Origin of the sequence: Kitasatospora sp. NPDC059327 (assembly GCF_042752535.1) — a bacterium.
In the GTDB taxonomy this organism is placed as follows: Bacteria; Actinomycetota; Actinomycetes; order Streptomycetales; family Streptomycetaceae; genus Kitasatospora.
On sequence record NZ_JBHYYB010000063.1, the window covers coordinates 28526 to 51649 of the forward strand.

Sequence of the window (23124 nt, forward strand, 5' to 3'; positions counted from 1 at the left end):
TTGTGTATAAGCCCCCGCGCGCGGCCCGCGGGGCCCGCGTGCATCGCCGTCCACCCACCGGCCCCGCCCCCCGCCTCGCCCGGGGGCCCGGGTGCGAGGCGGGGCGGTGGTCAGGAGATGCTGAACTGCTGGCCGTAGACGGCCCAGTGGAGCGGGGTGTCGAGGTCGAGGTTGCCGGCCCGGAGGAAGACCCGCTGGGCGGTGTCGATGCGGCTGGTGTCGCTGTGCGCGGGCTCGGTCACCATCTCGGCGTTGCGGGCGTCGAGGAAGGCCTCCAGGTAGGCGGTCTCGTCGCCGCCCTGGGACGGCGGGGTGGCCTTGGCCAGTGCCTCCCGGCGGATCTTGGCCAGGCCGTCGGGGCCGTGGACGACGGCCGCGTCGTAGTAGGCGAACTGGCCGAGCGCGCGGAGCCCGTCCTGCTTGGCCCGGGAGACGTCGGGGTCGAAGTAGACCCGGTCGAGTTCGTGCAGCTGGGCCTGCTGGAAGGCGGGATCGCCGGCTGCCTCGGACCAGGCCGCGGTGAAGCCCGGGTCCAGACCCTCGTGGGAGGCGCTGCCGTTGACCTGGCGCAGGGCGGGCAGGTAGGCGGCCAGCGGGTTGCCCGGGACGGCGTCGGTGTAGTGCTGGACCAGGTCGAGCATGTCGCCCGTCCCGGAGCAGAAGCCGATCAGACCGGCCGTGTAGCCGCGCCCGTCGTTGATGTCCTCGATGTAGCCGAACTGCGCCCGCCAGTTGAGCGAGGAGTTCTCCGCGCTGGAGACCAGCCGCATCGCGACGTCCTTCTTCTCGGGGCTGCCGAGGTCGGAGGCCGCGACGGCGCGGGCGGCGGTGGCCGCGGCCGGGCGCGGCTCGGCGGCGTCGGCGGTGGCGGTGAGCGCACCGGCGGTCAGGCCTGCCACCAGGAGCGCGGCGGCTGCGGCGCGGGCGGGGCGGCGCCCGCCGGGGTCGGTCCGGCTCTGGGTCATGAGCTTCTCCGTTTCGTCGTCCGGCCTGGTGGGGGCGTGGGCAGGGCAGGGCCTGCCGGTCAGGTCCGGAATAGTTAGGTAACTTTCCTAACGAAAGATAGTGAGGGGCCCGGGCCGTGGCAAGGGGGTGCTCGGGGTTTTCTCAGGATCTCCCAGGAACCTCCCAGGAATGCCTCGGCGGCGGCCCCTCCGCCCTCCCGCCGCGCGGGTGGGAGCGGGCGTGGGAGCGGGCGTGGGGGCGGGTCGTCGGCCGGGCCCGGTGGGCCGGGCGGGCACGGGGTGGCGTCACCGTGCGGGCGAGGGTGTCGTGCTCGGGGGCGCTGAGGGCGAGGCTCGGGGTGCGGGGGTGCGGGGGTGCGGGGGTGCGGGGGTGCGGGGGGTGGGGCGACGGGAGGGGTGCGGCCCGGAGGCTGCCGCACCCCTCCCGGGAAGGTCAGCCGCGCGGGCGTCGCCCGACCCGCCAGGCCCACAGGACGAGGGGCACCTGGAGGGGCAGCCGGGCCGCGGCCAGGGCCGGCAGCGGTGCCGGCCGGTGCCGCCAGTCGTTGGCCATCTTCACGTTGGCCGGGAAGACGGCGACGAAGAGCCCCGTGGCGGCGAGCGCCCCGACCCGCCGGGTGCGCGGTACGGCGACCGCCGCGCCGATGGCGAGTTCCGCGACGCCGCTCGCGTACGTCCAGCCCCGCCGGCTGCCCGGCAGCCGCTTCGGCACGATCGCGTCGAACGTGCGGGGAGCGGCGAAATGCATCACCCCGGCGCCGAGCAGCAGGCCGCTCAGGAGCCGGGCGGAGGTTCTCGATCGCTTCACAGTCACTCCTTGGACGAGGTGCGCGAGGCGTGCGGCGTGCCCCGCCCAGCCGTGGTTACCGAACAGTAGCGTTCCGTCGTCCGAGCGGGAAGCCGCGCCGATGCTCCCGGCGGGGGTGGCGCTCCTCGGGCGTCGGCGGCCGGGCGTCGGCGGCCGGGCGGCATCGGCCGGGTGGTCATTGACAGGCGACGGCGCGGCTCGGTGTAATCCGGTGCGCAGGAAGGCAGGGACCGGCGGTACGGCCGGCCCGTGCGTCTCTCCCGGGGAAGGCAGGACGTCGTGGACGCGGAGATCGGGCCGGCGGCGGCCGGCGAGTCGGCGATCGCGGCGCTCTACGCGCGCGACCGGGCCTGCCGCACGCTGGGCATCACCCTCGACGAGGTGTCCGCGGGGCGGGCGCTCATGCGCATGCGGGTGGGCGCGGACATGGTGAACGGCCACGGGACGGCGCACGGCGGCTTCCTGTTCCTGTTCGCCGACGCGGCGTTCTCCTACGCCTGCAACAGCCATGGCCCGGTGACCGTCGCGCAGGCCGCGCAGGTGACCTTCCTGGCCCCGGCCGAGGTCGGCGACGAGCTGGTGGCCGAAGCGGTCGAGCGGACCCGCTCCGGGCGGCAGGGCATCTACGACGTGACCGTGCGGCAGGCCGCGGGGCGGGTCGTCGCGGAGTTCCGCGGGCAGAGCGTGGTGATCGCCGGCCGGCCGCGGCCGGGCTGACCGGGCCGGCCGCGCACCTGCCGGTCCGGTCGTAGGCCTGGTGCTGCGTCTGCCGGCCCGGTCGCGGCCGCCGGCCTCAGTCCCGCGGCCGCTCGTCCACCACCTGCTGGAGCTTGCCCGTCCGGGGGTTGGTGGCCAGGTCGGCCCGGGGCACCCACTCGACGGCGAGGTGGTGGACGGCGCCGGATGCCACCTCGACCGGGTAGAGCGGGACGGCCGCGTACACGGCCGCGACGAGCCGTTCGCCCAGTTCGGCCAGTTCGCCGAGCGCGCCGGGGTCCGCCGGCGGCCGCCCGGTGTACCCCAGTCGCAGGACGAGGCCGTCCCGCCCGTCCCAGCGCCGCTGCACCAGCTGCAGGCCCGAGATGACGCGGTCCGGGTCGGCGGCGAGCAGCACCGCGCGGATCTCCTCGGTCGGCATGGCGACCGTGCCGACGCGCGCGCCCTCGTTCGACCGGCCGACCAGCCGGAACCGCCCGCGCTCCGGGTCGACCCATTCGGCGCGGTCGCCGGTCGGGTACCGGAGGATCGGCATCAGGGTGCGGAACAGGTTGGTGACCACGACCCGGCCGGGCACGCCGGCGGCGGTGACCGGCTCGCCGGTCACGTCGTCGACCAGTTCCACCACGGTGCGCTCCGCGAAGGCCTCGTGGACGCGGACGTCGTCGCCCGGTACCGGCGCGCCGACCAGGCCCGCGTCGTTCGAGGCGTAGCCGACCGAGGAGACGGCTGCTTTCGGGAAGGCCCGGGCCAGGATCGGCCGCAGGTCGGCGAAGAGCAGGTCGCCGCCGAAGAGCAGCAGTTCCACGGAGTCGGCGCGCTGCCCCCGGCGGACGAGGCACTCGGCCACCGCGCTGAGCTTCATCGGCTCGCCCGCGAGGACGTGGACGCCGAAGCCGGCGATCAGGTCGGCGACGTAGTCGTCGGGCGCGGCGCAGCCGACCGGCAGGCGGACGTTCTCCACCGGGGCGTGGTGCAGGGCGTTCTCGATGTAGAGGAACCCGCCGTAGAGTTCGCCGGCGCAGAACAGGTTGGCCACCCGGTGGCCGGGCCTCAGGCCGGCCCGGACCATGCCCGCGCCGAACGCGGTGACCGAGTCGGCGTGTTCGGCGCGTGACCAGGGGGAGAACTTCGGTACCCCGGTGGTGCCGCCGGTCTTGTACACGCCGGCGTCGGTGAGCGGACCGGTGAGCAGGCGGTTGTCCGGCCAGGTGTTCGCGGCCCAGAAGGCCCCCTGATCGATGAGGGGGAGCTCGGTGAGGTGCGAGATCGTCCGCGGCACGTCGCGGTACGCCTCCGCGTAGAACGGCGAGTGGGCGCGGGCGAAGTCGACCAGCTCCTGAAGCGATTTCGCGGGCACTGCTTCTCCTGTCGGTCGGTGGTGGGCGATAAGTGACGGTGCGTCAGGTCGGTGGGTGTCGACACTGCGGGTTCAGGAGAGGTCCGGGCGGCCGATCCAGCCGTGGGCGAGGGTCTGCACGGTGGAGCCGTCCCGGTCGGCCAGCTTCCGGTCCAGGTACGCGGCGGCCCACGCCGTGGTGGGTACGCGGAAGGCCGGCCGCTCGGCGAGCAGGGTCCGGACGACGACCCCGGCCACCTCCCGGGCGGGCTGCCCCGCCGCCTCCCAGCCCCGGCCGAGCCGGTCGACATAGTCGGTGAAGGTGTCCGCGTACGGCCCGGAGGCCGCCCGGACGGTCGTGCGGTCGATGTCCGGGAAGACGCCGAACGAGGTGTCCGGGACGAAGCCGGGCACGACGACCGACACCCGCACGCCGTGCGCCGCGGCGACCGGGGCCAGGCTCTCCATGAACCCCTCGACGGCGAACTTCGCGGCGCAGTAGGCCTCGTTGAACGGCTGGCCGACGACCCCGTGCACGCTGCCGATCGTGACCAGGCGCCCGCCGGCGGCCCGGAGGAGCGGCATCGCGGCCCGGCTGACCTCGACCACGCCGAAGAAGTTCACCTCCAGGTTGGCCCGCAGCGCGGCCGCGGTCGACATCTCCAGGGTGGGATCGGAGTTGGAGACACCGGCGTTGTTGACCACCGCGTCCAGCCGTCCGTACACCCGGCGCACCGCGTCGAGGCAGTCGGCCACCGAGTCGGCGTCGGTGACGTCGAGGCGGCGGACGTCCAGCGCGACACCGGCCCGGTCGGCGGCCGCGCGCAGTGCCTCGGCCCGCTCGGGTCGGCGCACGGTCGCGACCGTCGTGAATCCGGCCGCGGCCGCCGCGACGGCCACGGCGAGTCCGATGCCCGAGGACGTCCCGGTCACCAGCGCGACTCCCCGGTCCGACGTCATGAGGCGCGGTCCGCCGGGGCCGGGGCCGGGGCCGGGGCGGTGTCGGTGGCGGGCTCGGCTGTCGAGGACCCGTCCTCCCCGCCGCCTCCCGGCCGCGTCCGCTCCCGCTCGGCGGCGTCGAGCAGCGGTTGGATCCGCAGCGCCGGCAGGAAGGAGAGCGCCGCCAGCAGGGTGCCGCCGGCCATCACCGTCCGTGCCGCGTCCAGGATCCCGAGCGGACCGGTCAGCAGGGAGACGGCCAGGCCGCCGGCCAGGGCGGCCAGCGGGATGACCCCCCAGGTGACGGTCCGGAAGGCGGCGTGCATGACGCCCTGGTGCTGTTCCGACATCCGGGACTGCCGGGTGGGGGCGCTGCAGACGTTGATGCACGACATGAAGAAGCCGTAGCAGCCCATGGTGACCGCGATCACCGGCCCGGCCGGCAGCGCGGGCGCGGCGAGCACGCCGAGCCCGACCAGGCAGTGCAGCAGCAGCGACCAGGCCAACGTCCGCCCCAGGCCGAACCGTTCACTGATCCTCGGGGCGACCACCGCGCCGGCCAGCGCGCCCACCGCGGCGACCGACATGGCGGCGCCGAAGGTGGCGACCGAGACGTCGAGCCCCCGGTAGGCGAGGACGGGCAGGACGGTGACGAAGATCGGTCCGCCGCAGTTGAGCGTCACCGCGGCGGCCACCACGCGCCGCAGCACCGGGTCGGCCCGGTTGAGGCGAAAGCCCGCCGTCAGCCGCTCCCGGACGGACCCGGTGGCGACCGTGCGTTCGCCCCAGGGGCGCATCCGGCGGAAGCAGACGGCGGAGACCAGGTAGCTGGCGGCGTCGACGAGCAGGGCCGCGACGCCCAGCGCGCTGTAGAGGCCGGCCGCGATCGACGGGCCGGCCACCTCGGACACCGAGCCGCTGCCCTCCAGCCGGGAGTAGGCGCGCACGAGTTGGTCCTTCGGCGCGACGGCGGGGACGGCGACCAGGTAGCCGACGTTGAAGAAGATCGTCGCGCCGCTGATCACCGCCACGCAGCCCACCAGCAGTGGCGTGGACAGGGCGTCCCGCCAGTACGCCAACGGGATGACCGCCACCGCCAGCAGCCGGACGAGGTCGCAGACCAGCATCGTCCGGCGTTTGTCCCAGCGGTCGACCAGCACCCCGGCGACCGGTCCGAGCAGGGGGATGCCCAGGTACTGGGCCATCGCCACGACGCCGACCTGGAGGGCGCTCGCGTGCAGGACGAAGATCATCAGGGTCGGGACGACGAACACGGTCACCCGGTCGCCGACCGTGCTGACCGTCTGCCCGGCCCAGAACAGGTTGAAGCCGCGCCCGAGGGAGACGGGCCGGCGCGGCCTCACGCCTCCTCCCGCACGACCAGGCCGGCGGTCTTGCCGGTCCGGCCGTTGCTGATCAGCTCGTCGACCCGGCGCACCCGGAAGGACTCCGGGTCGTGCTGGAAGGCGGTGCTGAGGGTGAAGGTCGCGGCCAGCAGGTCCTTGCGCAGCCGTTCGACGTCGGGAGGGGCCCCCGCGCCGGTGAGCAGCAGCAGGTCGACCGTCGCCACTCGGCCGCGCTGCTCGGTGATCACGACCTGGGCCCGGGACACCCCCGGCTCCCGCTCCGCCCGCGCGACGACCCCGTCCACGTCCAGCCCGAGCCCGCGCACCTGCACCACGCTGTCCCGGCGGCCCAGCACCCGCATCGCGGCCCCGGGCCGGCCGCACGGGCAGGCCAGCAGCGTCCCGGCGTCGCCGGTCCGGTAGCGCAGCACCGGGTTGAGCATGTCCGGGTTCAGTGTGGTGAAGTCCAGGAGGTCCTCCGCGCCGACGTGCACCAGCTGCTCGGGCAGGGTGTGGAAGGTGTCGGCCGGGCAGTGAGGGGTGTTGGTGCCGACCACCCAGGTCTCCGTGCTGCCGAACATGCCCCACCGGCGTGCCCGGGGCGCGACGGCGGCCAGGTCGGCGTCCAGCTGCGGCTGCCAGGCCTCGCCGAGCCAGAGCACCTTGCGCAGGGCCGGCAACTCCAGCCCGACGGCCCGCGCGTGGGCGAACCAGAGCCGGAGCACGCTCGGTGTCCCGCCGATCGCGGTCACCCCGGCGGCCGCGAAGAACGCCAGCCAGTCGGCGTACTCGTCCGTGGTGACCGAGCCCACCGCGAGGATCCGGCACCCGGAGAGGTCGGCGAGCGCGGCGGCGAGGAAGTGCGCACCCCACATCCGGCCCGCGCCCCAGGCGTTGACGAACACGTCGTCGCGCTCCAGCGGTCGCCACCGGGCGTGCACCCCGGCCATGTAGAAGCCGGTGGGGGCGTAGCCGATCTTGGGCGCTCCGGTGCTGCCGCCGCTCTGGAAGAGCCAGGTCGCGCCGGCGCGGCGGTCGGCCCGGGGGGCCAGATGCGCCAGCGCGGTGGTGAGGCCGTCCTTGTCCAGCGCCGGGAGCGCGGCGAGGTCGTCGAGTGTGCGCGGTGCGCCGCTGCCCGCGTAGCGGTGGGCCAACTCCGGTACGTCGCGGAGTCGTTCGAGCGTGCGCCGGGCGATGTGCAACCGCGGCTCGGCGGTCGCCGGAGGGAGTGAGAACAGGTCCGTCATGGTGTCGGGCGCTCCGTTTCCGGGGTGGACGTGGCGGAGCCGCCGCGGTCGGTCAGCCACGTGGCGTGGGCGTCCCGGTAGGCGGTGAACCGGGCCCGGGTGATGTCCCGCTGCAGCGTGCGCCGGGGGTCGTCGAAGTCCGGGGCGATCACTCCGTCCGGTTCGAGTTCGGAGAACCAGTACCGTTCGCCGTCGAAGAGGAAGTCGACGCAGAAGAACGGCATCGGCAGCCGTTCGGCGAACCACGCCGTGGCGGCGGCGAGTTCGGCCGGTACGGGCGGGAACTCCATGCGGCCGCCCCGACTGGCGTTGGCCACCGGCGAGCCGGGCTCCGGGATCCGCCTCATCACGGCGTACGGTTCGCCGGCGACGACGTACACCCGGTAGTCCACCGTCCCGTCGCCGAGGTAGGGCTGGACCACGAGCGTGGTGTCCCCGCCCTGGGCCAGGCTGGCCAGGCCCCGCAGGTCCTCGGCGCCGCGCGCCAGGTTGATCCCGCCGCCGCCGCACCACCCGGAGGGCTTCACGATGGCCGGGTAGGTCATGCCGCCCAGCGCCACCTCGTACTGGTGCTTGGCGATGTCGCGCCCGGTACCGATCCGGACCGACGGGATCGGCGGGACGGGGGAGCCGGCGAGGTGCAGCAGGGTGGCCAGCTTGTCGTTGCCGATGAGCGACATCCGCGGCGGGAACGGCAGGTAGAACCCGGCCTCTTCGAGCACGGCGTAGAGCGCGTACTGGTTGAAGACGTCCATCGACTGGTAGGGCAGCGAGTAGAGGGCGGTGACGAAGAGGGTGTCCTGCGGGGAGACCGGTTCGTCGTCCACGTAGACCACGGGCCGGCCGCGGACGGTGCCGTCGACCGTGACCGCCTCGGGGGCGTGCCTGGTCCAGCTCATCCCCAGGCTCTCGGCGACCTCTTCGTACAGGTCCCAGAAGAACGGGTGCCAGAGCGCGGCCATCCTGGTCGACTCCCGGTCGGGGAAGATCCAGCACATCCGGCGCAGCGGTCCGGTGCCGGCCGCCGGCGGGTGCGCGGCGCCGGGCGTCGTGCGGGGTGGGGTCACGGCGAGTCCTTCCGAGGGGGTGGGGACGCGGGGGCGCCGGACCGCTCGGCCCACCAGCGGCGGCCGGCCTCCGGGAGGGTGTCCACCGGGTCGTAGTACAGGTGGCGCCGGCCGAGCACGGTGTCGAGGTCGGCACCACCGTTCGCGCGGGCCTCCGGCGCGGTGCGGTAGTTCTTCGTCCAGGAGGAGATGCCGCGCTCGCGGTCGTAGGCCACCGCCTGGTGCACCCAGCGCTTGCCCAGCTGGGGGACGTCGCAGACGATGCGCGGGGTGGCGTAGCCGGGCAGGTAGCCCATGATCGCCTCCTGCAGCCGCTGGGCCTGGTGCACGGGCGTGCGCCAGTGCTCGGCGCCGGGGATCATGTCGCAGAGGTAGAAGTAGTAGGGGAGGATGTTCGCCTCCCCCTGGAGGGCGAAGCAGAGGTCCAGCAGGTCCTCGGGGGTGGCGTTGACGCCGCGCATCAGCACGCCCTGGTTGCGGACGTCCCGCACGCCCGCGTCCAGCAGGGCCCGGGCCGCCTCGGCGACCAGGGGCGTCACCGACCGCACGTGGTTGGCGTGGGTGTGCACGGCGAGGTTGACGGAGCGGCGGGCCGCGACGGCGGCCACCCGGCCCAGCCCCTGGAGGATCCGCGGCTGGAGCCAGTGCTGCGGCAGGCCGACCACCGCCTTGCTGGCGAGCCGGATGTCGCGCACCGACTCCAGCTCCAGCAGCCGCAGCAGGAAGGTCTCCAGCTGTGGCCAGGGCACGTTGGCGAGGTCGCCGCCGGAGACCACCACGTCGCGTACCGACGGGGTTCGCTTGAGGTGGTCGAGGATCTGTTCCTGCCGGTCGAGCGGGCGCAGTGCCAGCCTCGTCTTGGTGACCTGGGGCGTGGACGTGCCGACCAGGTCCATCCTGGTGCAGTGCCCGCAGTACTGCGGGCAGGTGGCGGTCAGTTCGGCCAGCACCTTGGTGGGATAGCGGTGGGTGAGGCCCTCCACCACCCACATCTCGGCCTCGTGCAACGAGTCGCGCTCGGCCTTGGGGTGGCTCGGCCATCCCGGGTGGCGGTCCGCGCGCACGGGCAGCATGTAGCGGCGGACCGGGTCGGCCAGGAACGCCTCGGTGAACGCCCGCGGCCCGGTCGGGGCGTGCGGCGCCATGGTGTTCAGCATCTGCGGCGGCAGCAGCATCGACATGGTCGCGAACCGCTCCTGATCGGCGGCGAGTTCGTCGTAGAACTCGTCGGTGAGCAGCTCTCCGGCGACGGCCCGCAGCTGCCGGGCGTCGCGGACGCGGTGGGCGCGCTGCCACCGGGCGTCCCGCCACTGAGCCGCGGTGACGTGGCGCCAGCCCGGCAGCCGGCGCCAGTCGGGCTCGGTGAGCGGGATCCGGGTGTACTGGTACGGCTGCCGGGTCGGATGGGGGTCCATCGGGCGCTACTGGCCGGTGAAGAGGGTGGCGAAGCGGGTCCGCAGCTCGCGCTTGAGCACCTTGCCGGTCGGCCCGAGCGGGAAGTCCTCGGGGGCCCGGGCGATGCTCACCGCGGCGAGCGCGGCCAGCCCCGCGCCGGCGAGCGCCTTGTTGGCGGCCTCCTGGAGCTCCTCGGCGGTGCTCGCGGCCGCGTCGGCCTGCAACCGGACGACGGCGACCGGCCGTTGGCCCTCGCCGGGCGCGCCGGGAACCCCGATGACCGAGCAGTCCTGCACGAGGTCGCCGCAGTCGGCCAGCAGCACCTCCTCGATCGGCAGGCTGTAGACCGGCCCCGTCGCGGTGTCGATGACGTCCACCGTGCGGTCGAGGTGGTAGAACGACCCCTCCGGGTCGCGGCGGGCGACGTCGCCGGTGAGCCAGTAGCCGGCCCGCTCGAAGCTGGCCGTGAGCTTGGGGTCGTTCCAGTAGCCGGGGGTCCGGGACGGGGTGACGACGCCGAGCAACCCGACGGTGCCGTCCGGCAGTTCGTCACCGTCCTCGGTCAGCACCGCGGCCCGCCGGACCACGTCGAGCGGCTTGCCGACGCAGCGGTCGTCCCGGACGCTCTCCGGCGTGGTCACCTGGCCGAACAGCGCCATGCCCATCTCGGACGAGCCCAGGCCGTCGACGAACCGCGAGCCGGGCAGGTCGGGTTGCTCGGCCCGCTGCTCCGGCAGCAGCCAGGGACTGATCAGCCCGGCCGGCCGCCGGCCGAGCCGCACCAGCCGCCGGATGTGCCCGTAGTGCGCGCTGTCCCCGGTGTTGAACCAGGAGTGCACCTCGGCCGCGCCCCTGGTCGGCGGTTCGCCGGTGGCCAGCTCGACGAAGGTGCGCGGGAAGGAGGCGACCATGGTGGGCCGGAAGGCCTCCATCACCGGCTCCACTGCGGCGCGCCGCCAGTCGGACATCACCACGGTCGGCAGACCGAGCAGGGTGGCGGTGAGGAAGTAGCTGAGCCCGCCCGCGTGGGTGTGCGGCATCAGCGACATCAGCCGGTCGTAGGGCTCGGCGGGGAAGCGCACCATCCGCGGCTGCTTGCCGTCCCAGAACTGGCGGTGCGCCAGCATGGTGGACTTGGGGGTGCCGGTGGTGCCCGAGGAGTGGATCAGGGCGACCACGTCGTCGTCGGCGTGCCGGTACGGGTAGTCCTCGGGGAGCCGGGCCGCGCCGGCGTCGAAGGCCCGGATCTCGGCCGCCAGGGCGATGAACCGGGGGCGCCGGCGCGGGTCCTCGCGGTAGGCCGAGGCCAGGCGGGTGGGGTCGTCCGCGACGATGCCCACCACGCCCACGTGGTCGAGGTAGCGGACCATGACGTCGTGCCGCATGGCGTCGTTGACCAGCGCGGGTACGGCGCCGAGGGAGGTGAGCGCGAGGAAGTGCAGCAGCGGTTCCAGGCCCTCGCCGACGACGACACCGACCGGCTCGCCGGGGCGCACGCCGTTGGCCCGGTACCAGGTGGCGTAGCGGTCGCGCAGGGCGGCGAGGTCGAGCAGGCTGTGACCGCGCAGGACGACGGCGCCGCGGTGGTCGGTGTGGTGGCTGTAGGCGAACGGGACCGCGCGGTTCGGGTTCACCGCGATGGCATGGTCCAGGAAGTTGCCCGCGCCCAGGGCGGGTTCGGTCATCAGCCGCTCCCGGGCGGCGAGGGGCGCGATGGGACTCCGGTCGCTCATGGCGGTCTCCTGAGGGGGTGGCCCGGCGGGGTTCTTGTGGAACCGGGCCGGGCTTGGGTGGGGATCGGTCCGCGGCGGCGGGGGTGGACCGGGCGTGCGGGGGCGGGTCGGGTGTGCGGGGGCGTGCGGGGGCCGCTCGCGGCCCGGTGCGGGCGTGCCGGGGGTGCGGGCGTGCCGGGGGTGCGGCGGGGGGCGTGCCGGGGGTGTCGGGATCAGCCCCGGGCGAGGACCTCGGCGACGACCCGGTGGCCGGAGCGGACGGCGCCCTCCATCAGGCCGAAGTACTCGGTGCTCGTCTCGGTGCCGGCCCAGTGCACCCGCCGATGCGGTGCGGTCAGCGTCGGTCCGTACCGCAGCCAGTCGCCGGGCCCCCGGAGGGCGGCGTAACACCCCTGGCTGTACCGCTCGTTGACCCAGTCGGTGATGTGCAGGCCGGTCGGCGGCGGGAGCATCGGGAACACCCGGGCGGCCTGCTCGACCACGGCCGCGCGCTGCTCCCGGGGACCGAGCGCGCCGAACCGCCGGGCCTCGCTCCCCGTGATGAACCCGGTCAGGACGCCGACCCCGCCGTCGGCCGGGGAGTCGTCCACCGTGGACAGCAGCGGACCCTCGGCGTTGACCGACCAGCCGGAGAGCCCGTGCGCGCGCCAGAGCGGCTCGGGGTAGACCATGGTCGCCTTGACCGCGCAGCCCCGGGCCGTCCGTTCGCCCGCCCGGCGCACCGGCGGCGCCGGCCGGTACTCGACGGCGTCGGCCGGCAGCGGTGGCAGCGCGATCACCGCGACCTCCGCCCGGTGGGCGCCGCCCGTCGAGTGGACGGTCACCCCGTCGTCGTCCTGGTGGACCGCGTGGACGGCCTCGTCGAGCCGCACCCGGTCACCCAGCCGCCCGGCCAGCCGCTCGCACACCTGGTGGGCGCCGCCGGCGATCCGGTCCTGCTGGGCGCCGCCCTCGAAGGCGTTGAGGTAGCGGACGCCGCCGCCGGAGCGCAGGTAGAACGCCATGTGCAGGACGGAGACGTCGGCCGGGTCGGCGGCCATCATCTCGCCGAGGAAGAGCGGGAAGAAGAGCCGGGCGTCCGGGTGGGTCAGCCGCCGGTCGGCCCAGTCGGCGGCGGTGAGGGTGTCCAGCCAGGCCGCGTCCGGGGTGAGCCAGGGCGCGTCGGGCCGGACGGCCGTGGTGAGTTCGTCCAGTCGCTCGAAGAGGTCGCCGAGCGCCACGGCGTTGAGCGGTGGGAACCGGCCGCCCCGGGTGGTGTCCTCGCGGCCGAGGAGGAACCGGCCGGCACCGAGCATCGTGGTCGGCGTGGTGTCCAGTCCGAGCTCCTTGACCAGGGCGAGGAGTTCGGTGTGACGATCGCCCAGGTAGGCGGCGCCGGCGTCGACCTGGCAGCCGGGTGCGACCGGCAGGCCGTGGGTGCGGCCGCCCACCCGCGGGCGGGCCTCCAGCACGGTGACGTCGACGCCCCGGGCGGCCAGCCCGGTGGCGGCGGTGAGGCCGGCCAGCCCGGCCCCGACCACGACGGCGGTGGTGACGCCGCCGGCCTCGGTGACGCCGCCGGTTCGAGGTGTGGTGGCGCGGTCGGAGCCGGTCATCTGCCGGCCGCGATCTTCTCGGCGAGCGCCCGGGGGGTCGGGGCGAGCAGGAAGTCGTCGAAGGACAGCTCCACGCCATGGCCGCGGGCGATCGCGCTGAGCACCCGGGTGGCGATCAGTGAGTCGCCGCCGAGCCGGAAGAAGTCGGAGTCCGCCGCGACGTCCGGGGTCTCCAGCACCCGGCTGAAGACGGCCACCAGGCTGTCGGTCGCGGCGTCGTCGGTCGCGGCGTCGAAGGAGTGCGGGGAGTCCGGGGACTTCGGGGCGGCGGCCGCGGTGGGCACGCCGCCACCGGTGGCGGAGGTGGTGTCAAGGCTCATCGAAGGTCTCCTTTGACCAGTTCGGGGGTCGTGTGCCGCCGGTGCGAGCCGGCCCGGTCGACTTTTCCGCTCGCGGTGAGCACCAGTTCGGGGACGACGGTGATCCGGCTGGGCACCAGGTGGCCGGGGACCCTCCCGCGCAGGTACGCCAGGACGTCGGTGCCCAGCGTCCCGGCCGCCGCGCCCGCCCGCGCCACCACGTAGGCGACCAGGGCGGACCGGCCGGCGAGTGTCACCGCGACCACGGCCGCCGCCCGCACGCCGGGGTGGTCGGTGAGGTGTGCCTCGACCTCGGCCGGGTCGACCCGGACGCCCCGGACCTTGATCTCGCCGTCCAGCCGGCCCCGGTGGGTGAGCAGGCCGTCCGGCGAGCTGCTCACGAGGTCGCCGGTCCGGAAGTGCCGCTCGCCGTCGATGACGGTGAACCGGGCGTCGGTGGCCTCGGGCAGGCCGTGGTAGCCCAGCGCGACGGACGGTCCACCGATCAACAACTCACCTTGGCCGCTGATGCGTTGGACGACATGGGGGAGTGCTCTGCCGATCGGGGCCCGGACGCCGCCGGGCCAGTCCCAGCCGGCCGGCGGGGACTGCGGGCCGTGCAGGTCGACGGCATGGGTGATCAGGGTCGTCTCGGTGCAGCCGTAGGTGTTCACCAGGCGGATCCGTCCGGTGTCCAGCGCGGCCCAGTCGGCCAGTCGGGCCGCGCTCGCGGGCTCGCCGCCGATCACCAGGACCCGGACGCGGTCGGGCAGCGCGGTCCGGTCCTCGGCGAGGTGGAGGACCAGCTCGTGCCAGAAGGCGGTGGGCAGGTCGAGCACGGTGATCCGCTCGCGCTCCACCATCCGCAGGAAGCGGGGGAACGACCCGGTGTGCGCCTCGTCGTCGAGGACGAGCGCCGCCCCCGTGCTGAGCGTCGGCAGGATCTCCTCGAAGCAGGTGTCCCAGTTGAGCGAGGCGAACTGCAGCACGCGGTCGTCGGGTGTCAGGCCGAAGAGGTCCCGTAACGAGGGTGTCACGGCGGAGAGGGCCCGGCGGGGCGTGACCACGGGCTTCGGCTGCCCGGTGGAGCCGGAGGTGAAGAGAATGTAGGCCGGTTCCCCGGCGCCGATCCCGGTGCGGCCGACGTGGATTCCCGTCGGTCCGAGGGCCCCTGACGGGGTGTCGGCCGAGGCGTCGCCCGGTGATATCGGACGGCCGGGGCCGCCGGTCGGCAGCGCGATTGCGGGGAATTCCGGCGAAGGGGTCGAGGGCACCCACTCCAGGCCGAGTCGGTGGGCCGTCGCGGGGTCGGCCGCGACCATTGTGCGGCAGTCCACCGCCGAGAGCATCGCCTGTAACCGGTCCGCCGGGAATGCCGGGTCGGCGGGGCAGTAGACCCCTCCGGCGGTGAGGACGCCGAGCAGTCCGACGACCGTTTCCGGAATGCGGCTCGCCTGGACGGCGACCACTCCCGGCCGGGGGCCCAGCCGTTCGGCCAGGTCGCCCGCCAGCGTGTGCAGCCGGCGGTAGCTCATGGTGCGTCCGTGCCGGACGATCGCCGCGCGGTCCGGAAAGCGAACAGCGGTTTCCGTGAACGCGTCAAGTAAGTCGGAGGGAACTCCGGTGGTGCCGATATCAAGTGACATGACCGCCCCAAGAATGGCTCGCAAGCGCTCATTCGCGCTCGGCGGACCGGGACTCTACCTCCGAACATGGGGGCCCACAATGGATGTTGAGGGTATTGCGGCGCGGTGGTGTGCCTGAATGGTGAACGAACGCCGCACTCTCGAAGAATCTGCGCCACGGTCGGATTGACGTTGTCGGCGGTGGGAAAGAATGGCGCCGAGTCATGCCCCCGGCCCCTCGGCGCGGGTCGCTCCTTCCCGTTCCGCCGATTCCCGGCGCGGCCGCGCACGAGCGCGCGGCCAGTCCCCCGTGCACGGCGGCGACCCCGGCCCGGTCCGGTCGCGCCCGCCGGGTCGGGGGTCGCGCACCCCGCCGGGCCCGGCCCGAAACCGCCCGATCGGCCGGTCGGGCGGCCTTCCCGCGATCGCGCCGCGGACGCGGCGGCCCGCGGGTGCCGGGTGCCGGCCGTCCCGCCCCGGGAGCCGTGTCCCGGGTGTGACCCCCGTGGTGTCCGGGGCGCACGGTGCCGGCCGTCGTGCGCGCGCCCACCTGCCCCCGGGTGGGCGCGGCCGGGCCCGATGACGGGGTGCCGGTGCCCCCGTCGGCGGTGCCGACGGCCCGCGGTCCGCGATGACCGGTTCCTGCCACGAGCGGTCGAGGCGCCGACGGGAGAGGCCCGCCGGCCCCCGCGGGTGCCGGTCAACGCCCCTTTCGGTGGCCCGGTCCCCCCGGGGCGGCCCGGGATCGGAGCGGACCGGTTCCGGCCACACCCGGCGGCGGGGGACTGGCGGCGCCCGCCCGGGGCAGGCGACTGCCGCGAAGCCCGGGCGCGGTCGGTGCCCGGCGTCCTGTCCCGAAGGGGGAACAGCTGTGAGCAGTCCCGCCCAGCCCTCGCTTTCCGTCGCCGAACTGTCCTCGGAAGCGGCCGAGTTGCTCAACGCCGCGGTGCGCAGCGGCGCACCCGGGGGAGCGCCCGGTCTGCTGCTCCCCGCGGACGCGGCCGAGGCCGTGGCCGCACTGGCCGGAGTGACGGCCCGACTGCCCGAACTCCTGGACCAGTTGGCCTCGTTCCTCAGCAGCGAGCAGGCGGCGGGCCGGATCGGCCCGGCCCGGGGCGAGGGGCTCGACGGCGAGCGGGCCCAGGACGCCCTGCGGGCCGCGCGCGACGCGCGGGAGCAGCTCTACGAGGCGGCCCGCACCGCGGCGCTGGTCGCCGAGGCCGTGACGGCGGCCGCGACCGTCCTGGCCCCGCTCGGCCCGGCCCACCCGGCCGGCCGGCCCGCCGAGCCGCACGCCTGAGGCCGCCGGCCCCGCCCGCCCGACGCCTGGCCGCCGGTGCCCGCGGACCGTTCGACAGGTACCGGGCACGGTGCCGGGCGCAGTAGGCGGTCGCGGACGGCCGCCTCGCTCCCGGCTCTGGCCGTCGCCTGACCCGGCGACCCGCCGGTTCGGCGGTCGCCCCGTCCCGGGGACGCCCGTCCGACGGGCACCCCCGGCACGGGTGCGCTGCTCCCGAACGCGCTGCTCCCGAACGCGCTACTTCTGGGTGCGGGCGAGGAAGTCGTCGATCAGCGGGGCGATGGCGGGCAGCAGCTCCTCCAGCGCGAAGTGCCCGGTGTCCAGCACATGCAGCTCGGCGTCCGGCACGTCGCGCAGGTAGGCGCGGGCGCCGGGCTCGGTGAAGAACGGGTCGTTGCGGCCCCAGAGGACCAGCGTGGGCGGCCGGTGGGTGCGCAGCCACTCCTGCCAGGCCGGGTAGAGCGCGACGTTGGAGTGGTAGTCGAGGGCGAGTTCGACCTGGATGTCCTTGCGGCCGGGCAGGTCGAGGAAGTGCTGGTCGAGCGTCCAGCCGTCCGGGGAGACCAGCTCCGGGTCACCGGTGCCGCCCTCGTACTGACCGCGGGTGATCTCCAGGGTGAGGATCGCGCGGGCGCGTTCGGCGGCGCCCTCGACACCGTGCCGGTTGGCGATGAACCCCCGGGCCTGGTCGGAGAGCCCTTCCTCGTAGGCGTTGCCGTTCTGCACCACCAGACCGGTGATCCACTCGGGGTGGCGGGTGGCCAGCCGCAGGCCGACCGGGGCACCGAAGTCGAAGACGTAGAGCGCGAAGCGGTCGAGGCCGAGCACCCGGCAGAATCCCTCGACGATGTCGGCCAGCGAGTCGAAGCGGTAGCCGAAGTCCTCGGGCGCGGGGCTGTCGCTGTGCCCGAACCCGGGGTAGTCGGGGGCGATCAGGCGGTAGCGGGTGCCGAGCGCGTCGAACAGGCGGCGGAACTGGTGCGAGGCGGACGGGAATCCGTGCAGCAGCAGCAGAACGGGCGCGTCCGCCGGGCCGGTTTCCCGGTAGAAGATCCGTAGGCCGTCGACGTCGGCGAAGCGGTGCCGGATCCGAGGGATCGGCGGCCGGCCGGCCGGGCGGTGCCCTGGGGCCGAGGGTTCCTGGGCGGTTGATGCTGTCACGGTGTCATCCCCCTGAAGTGGACCGGATTTCGGTTGAGGGGATCGTGGCAGGCCACCGGTCACGAACACAACGGCGGACCGGTCCGTCTCGAACGGCGGAAGGGCGGCCGGGTACCGCGCGGGCGCGGTGCCTCGGCCACCGCCTGCCGGCCGCTGCGCCGTTCGCCCGTCCGCCTCACCCGACCGGGGTATGTCTGTCACCCGTTCGTGCCGCTCGGGTGGCGAAAAGCGAGGTCGGCCCGCGTTCGTGTGCCAACGTTTCCCGGGCGCCCCTCATCGGGCGTCTCTGGGGCCCGTTCCGGGCCGGGCCCGTCCGCGAGGGCGGGTCGCGAAGAGCAATGATGACCTGGAAGGCGTGAGATGTCCGTTCGTGGAACCCTTGGCAAGTTCGCCGTCACCGCGGTGCTGGCGGCTGCGGCCGTAGTCGCCGTGCCGACCGTGGCGCTGGCGCACGGCGAGAGCCCGCAGCCGTCGTCGCAGTCCGGTCTCGCGGCGGGCCAGGCCTCGGTCGGCCTCTTCGGTCCGAAGCTCGCCTGGCTGGAGGCGTTCAGCAAGAGCAACGGCTGACCGGCCGCTTCCCGACACCGGGCACCCCCGCCGCACCCCGTGGCGGGGGTGCCCGCTGTCGTGTCCGCCGCCCTGCCGGTCCGCGCGCGCTCGCGTCGGACCGCCCGTCCGGCGGCTCCGGCCTGAGGCCCTGACACTCCGGGGCCGCGCCGCGCGCGTCGCCGCCCCTGGCCGGCCCGCACCGCGAACGCTTACGGTGCCCGCCCGCCGGGGTCCTGCTCCGCCACCGGGGTCCTTGCGGCCCCCAGCATCCGGACCATCGCCGCCACCGGCAGCGCGGGGTTGGCCGCGGCCGAGGCCCGGACCCGGTCGTACGGGCTCGCCAGGCAGAGCCGCAGGGTCGCCGGCGACGCCGAGGGGTGCTGGGCCACGGCGAGCAGCGCGGCGTGGCCGAGCGCGCCGGTGACGGCCATGGCGTGCAGGAGGCCGGGCGGGCAGCGGGGGTTCCGGGCCAGCGACGGGTACAGGGACGGCCCGTGGCGTTCGGCCAGCTCGTGGAGGAGGTCCGGCGCGAGCGCGGGGTGGGCCGCCACCCGCTTCGCCACGGACGGGTCGGCGTCGCGGGCGAGCACGGCGGCCAGGTCGGCCGGGAGGTCCGGGCGGGCCGCTACCAGGGCGCGGACCTGTGCCGTGGTCGAGCGGGCGAGGTCGCGCAGCTCCTCGGGTGACGCGGCGGCGACGCGGGGCCACAGTCCGGTACCCAGGCGGACGGTGGGAGCCAGCCGGACGAGCAGGGACATCGGGAGCGCCGGGTTGGCCGTGACAGCCGCGCGGACGGAGCGGTCCGGGTCGGCCGCGAGGGCGCGGATCAGTGGTTCCCCGACGGCGGGGTTGGCCGCGGCCGATCGGCGGACCGGGCTCTCGGGGTCGGCGGCGAGCCGGCGGTAGAGCGCGTCCGACAGGTCCGGCCGCGCGGCCAGGGCGGCGCGGACCCAGCTGTCCGGCGAGTCGTGGAACCGCTCCAGGCCGGTGGCCGGGGTGGCGGGGTTCTGCAGCGCGGCGCTCCGGAGGGCCCGGACGTCGGCCTCGTGGTCCCCGCAGGCCCGCGGGAGATCCAGGCACCGGCCGCAGCGCTCGACAGGGGGGCTTCCACCGTCGGCCGACAGCGCGGCCAGGATGTCCGGTGGGGTCGCCGTGTTCCGGGCGAGGGCGTCCCTGACCGGTACGTCCGGCCGCGCGGCCAGGCGCCGGGCCAGGCGGTCCGGGAGGGCGGCCGAGTCGGCCACGGCGCACACCACCGCGAGGTGCGGGTCGTCGGCGAGGAGATCCAGCAGGTACTCGGAGCGTCCGCCGTATTCGACGAGTGCGACCCGGACCGACGGGTCGTCGTGGCGGGCCAGGTCGTGGATCCATCCGGCGGGCACGTCGGCACGGCCGGCCGCCGCGACGGCCGACCACGGATCGTGCGACGGTATGTCCTGGACCGGGAGCGCCCCACGGGCGATCAGCTCGCGCAACGTCCACGGGTCGGATCGTCGGGCCAGTTCGCGCGCCTGGCGGGCGGTCAGGGCGTCGCGCCGGACGAGGGCCTGACAGAGGTCCTCGTCCGCGAGGGTGATGAGGTGGTCCAGCAGGCGCTGCGGCAGATTCGGGTTCTCCGCCAGGCCGGACAGTTCCGGGCTGTACTCCGACATCGCCCCATGATCGGGCCCCTCGGCCCGATCGTGCCATCGATTTCTCCTGCGGCACCGCCGACCGCTCCCGCGCTTGCTCCCGTGCCGGCACCGGCAACGGCGCGGCCTACGGCGCCCCGTCGTACGGCGGGTCGGGGTCCTCGGGGTCCTCGGCGGTGCCCGGTGGGAGGGTCAGGGTCGCCACCGCACCGCCGTCCGGGTGGTTGGCGAAGGTCAGTTCGGCGCCGATCACCCGGGTGTGGCCCTCGGCGATGGTCAGGCCGAGACCGTGCCCGCGGCCGCGCTCGCGCACGCTGGTGCGGAAGCGCTGCGGTCCGTCCCGCAGCAGGTCGTCGGGGAAGCCGGGACCGTGGTCGCGGACGGTGATCCGCAGCCCGTCCACGCTCAGTTCGACCGGGCCGCGGCCGTGGCGGTCGGCGTTGACCAGCAGGTTGGCCAGGATGCGGTCCAGCCGGCGCAGGTCGGTGCGCACCACCGGTCCGTCGGGGCGGCCCGCCCCGGTGTCGCGCCCCGGCCCGTGCGTCGGGCGGGCCGCGGGCCCGGCCGGGGCACCCGCCGGTCCGGCCTCCGGTGCCCGTACCGACAGGGCGACGGTCAGGCCGGTGAGTCCGACCGTCCGCCGGACGGCCCGGTCGAGCGGCACGGCCGACAGGTAGGGCGTCTCGGCGTCCGCGTCCAGGCGGGAGACCTCCAGCAGGTCCTCCACCAGGGAGCGCAGCGCCTGCACCCGGTTGCGGACCAGCTGGGTGGGCCGTCCGGGCGGGAGCAGTTCGGCGGCCGTGACCAGCCCGGTGAGCGGGGTGCGCAGTTCGTGCGCGACATCGGCGGTGAACCGCTGTTCGGCCTCCAGCCGGCGGTGCAGCGCCTGGGACATCGAGTCCACGGCGGCGGCGAGGTCGGCGACCTCGTCCCGGCCGTCGCCCAACGCGCCGATCCGGGTGTCGGTCCGCCCGGCGGCGATCTCGCGGGCGGCCGTCGCGGCGGTCCGCAGCCTGCGGCTGATCCGGTCGGCGACCAGCACGCCGGCCAGCACGGTGGTGAAGACCGAGACGGTGACGGTGATCAGGATGATCCGGTCGAGGTCGCCGATGGAGCGCCGGTCCGCCGTGAAGTCGACCCGGACGGACAGCACCGCGCCCTGGACCGGCGCGGCGGCCCACATCGTCTCGTCGTCCTGCGGCCCGGTGGCCAGGACGGAACCCCGGCGGCCCTGCGCCGCGAGTTCGCGCAGTGGGGGCGGCAGCGCCGGGTCGTCCAGCGCGGTGCCCAGGCCGGTGGTCCGTTCGTTGCGACCGTAGGCGACGAGCGCGGTGTCGAGCGCGCCGAGCGCGGACCGGCGGGCCTGGTCGACGTGCTGGCGCACCATCGCCTGGTGGACCAGCAGGCCGACGCTCAGCGCGACCAGCACGGAGATGGCGGCGACGGCGGTGGCGATCTGACGGCGCAGGGTCATACCGGGCGCCGCAGCTTGTAGCCGAAGCCGCGGACGGTCTCGATCCGGCCGGAGCCGATCTTGGCGCGCAGCCGTTGCACGTGGACGTCGACCACCCGGGTGTCGGCGCCCCAGTCGTAGTCCCAGACCCGTTCGAGCAGGCCGGAGCGCTCCAGCACGATGCCCGGCGCGGCGGTGAACTCCAGGAGCAGCCGGAGTTCGGTGGGGGTGAGCGGTATCAGGCGGCCGTCCACCCGGACCTCCATGCTGTCGGTGTCCACCTCCAGGCCGTCGATGGCGCGCACCGCGCGGGCGGACCCGGCCTCCGTCGGCGCGGTCGGTGCCGCGGGTGCGACGGGCGCGGTCGGCCGGGCCGGCGCTCCCGGGGCCTCCGGGGTGGCCGGCACCGCCGCCTCGGCGGTCGGCACCACCCGGATCCGGCGCAGCACCGTGCGGATCCGGGCCACCAGCACCGCGCTCTCGAACGGTTTGACGACGTAGTCGTCCGCCCCGGCCTCCAGCCCCGAGACCACGTCGACCGGGTCGGTGCGGGCCGACATCATCAGGATCGGCAGCTGGCTCTCCTCGCGGATGCGCCGGCAGAGGCCGACCCCGTCGAGGAGCGGCAGCATCACGTCGAGCAGGATCAGATCGGGGCGCTCCGTGTGGAACGCCTCCAGGCCCTCCAATCCGTCGGCGGCCGTGCTGACGGGGAATCCGTAGCGTTCCAGGGCCATCCGGGTGGCCTCGCGGATCACCTCGTCGTCCTCGACGATCAGGATGTGGGGGTGGACGGGGGTGGCGGCGGTCATGACCTCGGTTCCGGGGTCGCCGCGGCCGGGACTGCCGCGGTCGGACGTGACGTGGGGGTGGGTGACGGGGCCGAGGTCGCTTCGGGCGGCCGGGGCACCGGGACCGGCTGGCCGGTGCGGCCGGCCGCACCGGCCGCGCCGGAGGGTGCGACGGCGGGCGAGGCCGCACCGGCGCTCGGCCTGGCGGTGATCACCGGATCGGCGGTCGTGGTGCTGCCCTGACCGGGCCCGGCGATCGGCCCGACGGCCTGCAGCCGCTGCTCCGCCAGGGAGAGCCGGGTGCCGTTCCAGCTGTAGTGGCTGCTCTTCACGGAGGAAGCGGTGCTCGGCTCGTGCAGCCAGAGGTCGGCGGCGACGGTCTCGGCGCTGAACCCCGGTTGCACGGCCACCCGCAGGACGGGCACGACCCCGCCGCTCCCCCGGGTGTAGACGTGCAGGACCACCGAGCCGCCGGTGGAGACGGCGGCGATCAGCTCGGCGCGGCCGTCACCGGTGAGGTCGCGGTACTCGGGGCTGCGGACCTCGCAGTCCGGGCAGCCGGCCAGCGCGCGCCGCTCGTCCGCGCTCACGGCGGGGTCCTTGGCCAGCAGGGTGCGCAGGTCCACCGAGGTGAGGTCGGGACCGGGCACGGTGAGGTCGGGTACCGGCGTCGGCGGCGGTTCGGTGGGGCCGGCCGTGGCGGAGGCCGGGGAGGTCGGCGCCGGTGAGGTGCCCAGGTTCGGCCAGAGCGCCTGCGGTACGGGCAGCGGCGTCACCGGTCGGGCGGCCCCGGCGTCCCGCAGGGCCCCGGGTGCCGCGCAGCCGGCCAGCGCCACGAGCAGGCCGAGGGCGGCGAGCAGGCCGGGGGCGGCGAGCAGGCCGGTGGCGACGCCGGATCCGCCCGCGGCCCCGGGCCCCCGGCGGGGTGGGAGTGGTCCTGCCACCTGATCGTCCTCCTGCTGCTCTGCGGCGACGCACGCGCGGTCCGTCCACGGCTGATAGGTCGTCCGAACCGTACCGGGCGGTTCCCCCAGGGCGCCGCCCACCTGGGGGAACGTGCGGGAAGGGCGGTTCGGGCGAGCGGGGGCAGCCGGGGGGGGCCGGCCGCCCGCGGGCGGGCGGCGGGGGTGAGTCCGGCGGGGGGGAGGGGGGGGGGGCGGGGGC

The 23124-nt window shown here is 75.2% G+C and carries 20 protein-coding genes; 3 read left to right on the plus strand and 17 right to left on the minus strand.

Going from position 1 to position 23124, the window contains the following annotated elements; all coding sequences use genetic code 11:
- Window positions 1–110 precede the first annotated feature (110 nt).
- Together ACFXHB_RS30445 and ACFXHB_RS30450 are read right to left on the minus strand one after the other, a co-directional pair.
- The gene (locus ACFXHB_RS30445) at window positions 111–965 is read right to left on the minus strand and encodes a chitosanase (protein ID WP_380577887.1); all 855 of its coding nucleotides are present in this window, start codon (window positions 963–965) and stop codon (window positions 111–113) included.
- 433 nt (window positions 966–1398) lie between these two features.
- On the minus strand, window positions 1399–1773 hold the full coding sequence (locus ACFXHB_RS30450; RefSeq protein ID WP_380577888.1) for a MauE/DoxX family redox-associated membrane protein: 375 nt from the start codon (window positions 1771–1773) through the stop codon (window positions 1399–1401).
- A 279-nt stretch (window positions 1774–2052) separates the two neighbouring features.
- Here ACFXHB_RS30450 and paaI point away from each other — a divergent pair, with 279 nt between their 5' ends.
- Window positions 2053–2490, plus strand: coding sequence for a hydroxyphenylacetyl-CoA thioesterase PaaI (gene paaI / locus ACFXHB_RS30455; protein WP_380577889.1), 438 nt, complete (start codon window positions 2053–2055; stop codon window positions 2488–2490).
- Between the two features lie 76 nt (window positions 2491–2566).
- Here the strand turns inward: paaI and ACFXHB_RS30460 are convergent, their stop codons facing one another.
- The 10 genes from ACFXHB_RS30460 to ACFXHB_RS30505 form a co-directional block, all read right to left on the minus strand.
- The gene (locus tag ACFXHB_RS30460) at window positions 2567–3850 is read right to left on the minus strand and encodes a phenylacetate--CoA ligase family protein (RefSeq protein WP_380577890.1); all 1284 of its coding nucleotides are present in this window, start codon (window positions 3848–3850) and stop codon (window positions 2567–2569) included.
- A 72-nt stretch (window positions 3851–3922) separates the two neighbouring features.
- Window positions 3923–4789, minus strand: coding sequence for an SDR family NAD(P)-dependent oxidoreductase (locus ACFXHB_RS30465; RefSeq protein WP_380577891.1), 867 nt, complete (start codon window positions 4787–4789; stop codon window positions 3923–3925).
- The gene (locus tag ACFXHB_RS30470; protein ID WP_380577892.1) at window positions 4786–6132 is read right to left on the minus strand and encodes an MFS transporter; all 1347 of its coding nucleotides are present in this window, start codon (window positions 6130–6132) and stop codon (window positions 4786–4788) included. The genes ACFXHB_RS30465 and ACFXHB_RS30470 overlap by 4 nt, the downstream gene beginning before the upstream one ends.
- Window positions 6129–7361 carry a phenylacetate--CoA ligase family protein gene (locus ACFXHB_RS30475; RefSeq protein WP_380577893.1) on the minus strand — a complete coding sequence of 411 codons (1233 nt, stop codon included), beginning with the start codon at window positions 7359–7361 and terminating at the stop codon, window positions 6129–6131. Before ACFXHB_RS30475 ends, ACFXHB_RS30470 begins: the two co-directional genes overlap by 4 nt.
- Window positions 7358–8428 (minus strand): RimK family alpha-L-glutamate ligase, encoded by a 1071-nt coding sequence (locus ACFXHB_RS30480; RefSeq protein ID WP_380577894.1) that lies wholly within the window; start codon window positions 8426–8428, stop codon window positions 7358–7360. Before ACFXHB_RS30480 ends, ACFXHB_RS30475 begins: the two co-directional genes overlap by 4 nt.
- Complete coding sequence (locus tag ACFXHB_RS30485; protein ID WP_380577895.1) at window positions 8425–9843, minus strand: KamA family radical SAM protein; 1419 nt, start codon at window positions 9841–9843, stop codon at window positions 8425–8427. The genes ACFXHB_RS30480 and ACFXHB_RS30485 overlap by 4 nt, the downstream gene beginning before the upstream one ends.
- Before the next feature lie 6 nt (window positions 9844–9849).
- Window positions 9850–11556: a class I adenylate-forming enzyme family protein gene (locus tag ACFXHB_RS30490; RefSeq protein ID WP_380577896.1), complete on the minus strand. Its 1707-nt coding sequence runs from the start codon at window positions 11554–11556 to the stop codon at window positions 9850–9852.
- Between the two features lie 212 nt (window positions 11557–11768).
- Window positions 11769–13151 (minus strand): flavin monoamine oxidase family protein, encoded by a 1383-nt coding sequence (locus tag ACFXHB_RS30495; RefSeq protein WP_380577897.1) that lies wholly within the window; start codon window positions 13149–13151, stop codon window positions 11769–11771.
- Complete coding sequence (locus ACFXHB_RS30500; protein WP_380577898.1) at window positions 13148–13471, minus strand: acyl carrier protein; 324 nt, start codon at window positions 13469–13471, stop codon at window positions 13148–13150. The genes ACFXHB_RS30495 and ACFXHB_RS30500 overlap by 4 nt, the downstream gene beginning before the upstream one ends.
- The gene (locus ACFXHB_RS30505; RefSeq protein WP_380577899.1) at window positions 13468–15096 is read right to left on the minus strand and encodes an AMP-binding protein; all 1629 of its coding nucleotides are present in this window, start codon (window positions 15094–15096) and stop codon (window positions 13468–13470) included. Before ACFXHB_RS30505 ends, ACFXHB_RS30500 begins: the two co-directional genes overlap by 4 nt.
- Before the next feature lie 850 nt (window positions 15097–15946).
- On the opposite strand from ACFXHB_RS30505, the gene ACFXHB_RS30510 reads away from it, so the two are divergent.
- Window positions 15947–16375, plus strand: a complete 429-nt coding sequence (locus tag ACFXHB_RS30510) for a hypothetical protein (protein ID WP_380577900.1) — start codon at window positions 15947–15949, stop codon at window positions 16373–16375.
- Between the two features lie 237 nt (window positions 16376–16612).
- Here ACFXHB_RS30510 and ACFXHB_RS30515 read toward each other — a convergent pair whose 3' ends face one another.
- The gene (locus ACFXHB_RS30515; protein ID WP_380577908.1) at window positions 16613–17473 is read right to left on the minus strand and encodes an alpha/beta fold hydrolase; all 861 of its coding nucleotides are present in this window, start codon (window positions 17471–17473) and stop codon (window positions 16613–16615) included.
- A 423-nt stretch (window positions 17474–17896) separates the two neighbouring features.
- Between ACFXHB_RS30515 and ACFXHB_RS30520 the strand changes: the two genes are divergently transcribed.
- Window positions 17897–18103: a hypothetical protein gene (locus tag ACFXHB_RS30520; protein WP_380577901.1), complete on the plus strand. Its 207-nt coding sequence runs from the start codon at window positions 17897–17899 to the stop codon at window positions 18101–18103.
- A 191-nt stretch (window positions 18104–18294) separates the two neighbouring features.
- On the opposite strand, the gene ACFXHB_RS30525 is transcribed toward ACFXHB_RS30520, so the two are convergent.
- The 4 genes from ACFXHB_RS30525 to ACFXHB_RS30540 all read right to left on the minus strand — a co-directional run bounded on the left by ACFXHB_RS30525 (window position 18295) and on the right by ACFXHB_RS30540 (window position 22904).
- Entirely contained in the window at window positions 18295–19737 is a 1443-nt protein-coding gene (locus ACFXHB_RS30525) for a hypothetical protein (protein WP_380577902.1), read from the minus strand.
- A 106-nt stretch (window positions 19738–19843) separates the two neighbouring features.
- The gene (locus tag ACFXHB_RS30530; protein WP_380577903.1) at window positions 19844–21190 is read right to left on the minus strand and encodes a sensor histidine kinase; all 1347 of its coding nucleotides are present in this window, start codon (window positions 21188–21190) and stop codon (window positions 19844–19846) included.
- Window positions 21187–21981 carry a response regulator gene (locus ACFXHB_RS30535; RefSeq protein WP_380577904.1) on the minus strand — a complete coding sequence of 265 codons (795 nt, stop codon included), beginning with the start codon at window positions 21979–21981 and terminating at the stop codon, window positions 21187–21189. Before ACFXHB_RS30535 ends, ACFXHB_RS30530 begins: the two co-directional genes overlap by 4 nt.
- A complete protein-coding gene (locus ACFXHB_RS30540) occupies window positions 21978–22904 on the minus strand; it encodes a hypothetical protein (RefSeq protein WP_380577905.1) in 927 nt (308 codons plus the stop codon). Before ACFXHB_RS30540 ends, ACFXHB_RS30535 begins: the two co-directional genes overlap by 4 nt.
- Window positions 22905–23124 lie beyond the last annotated feature (220 nt).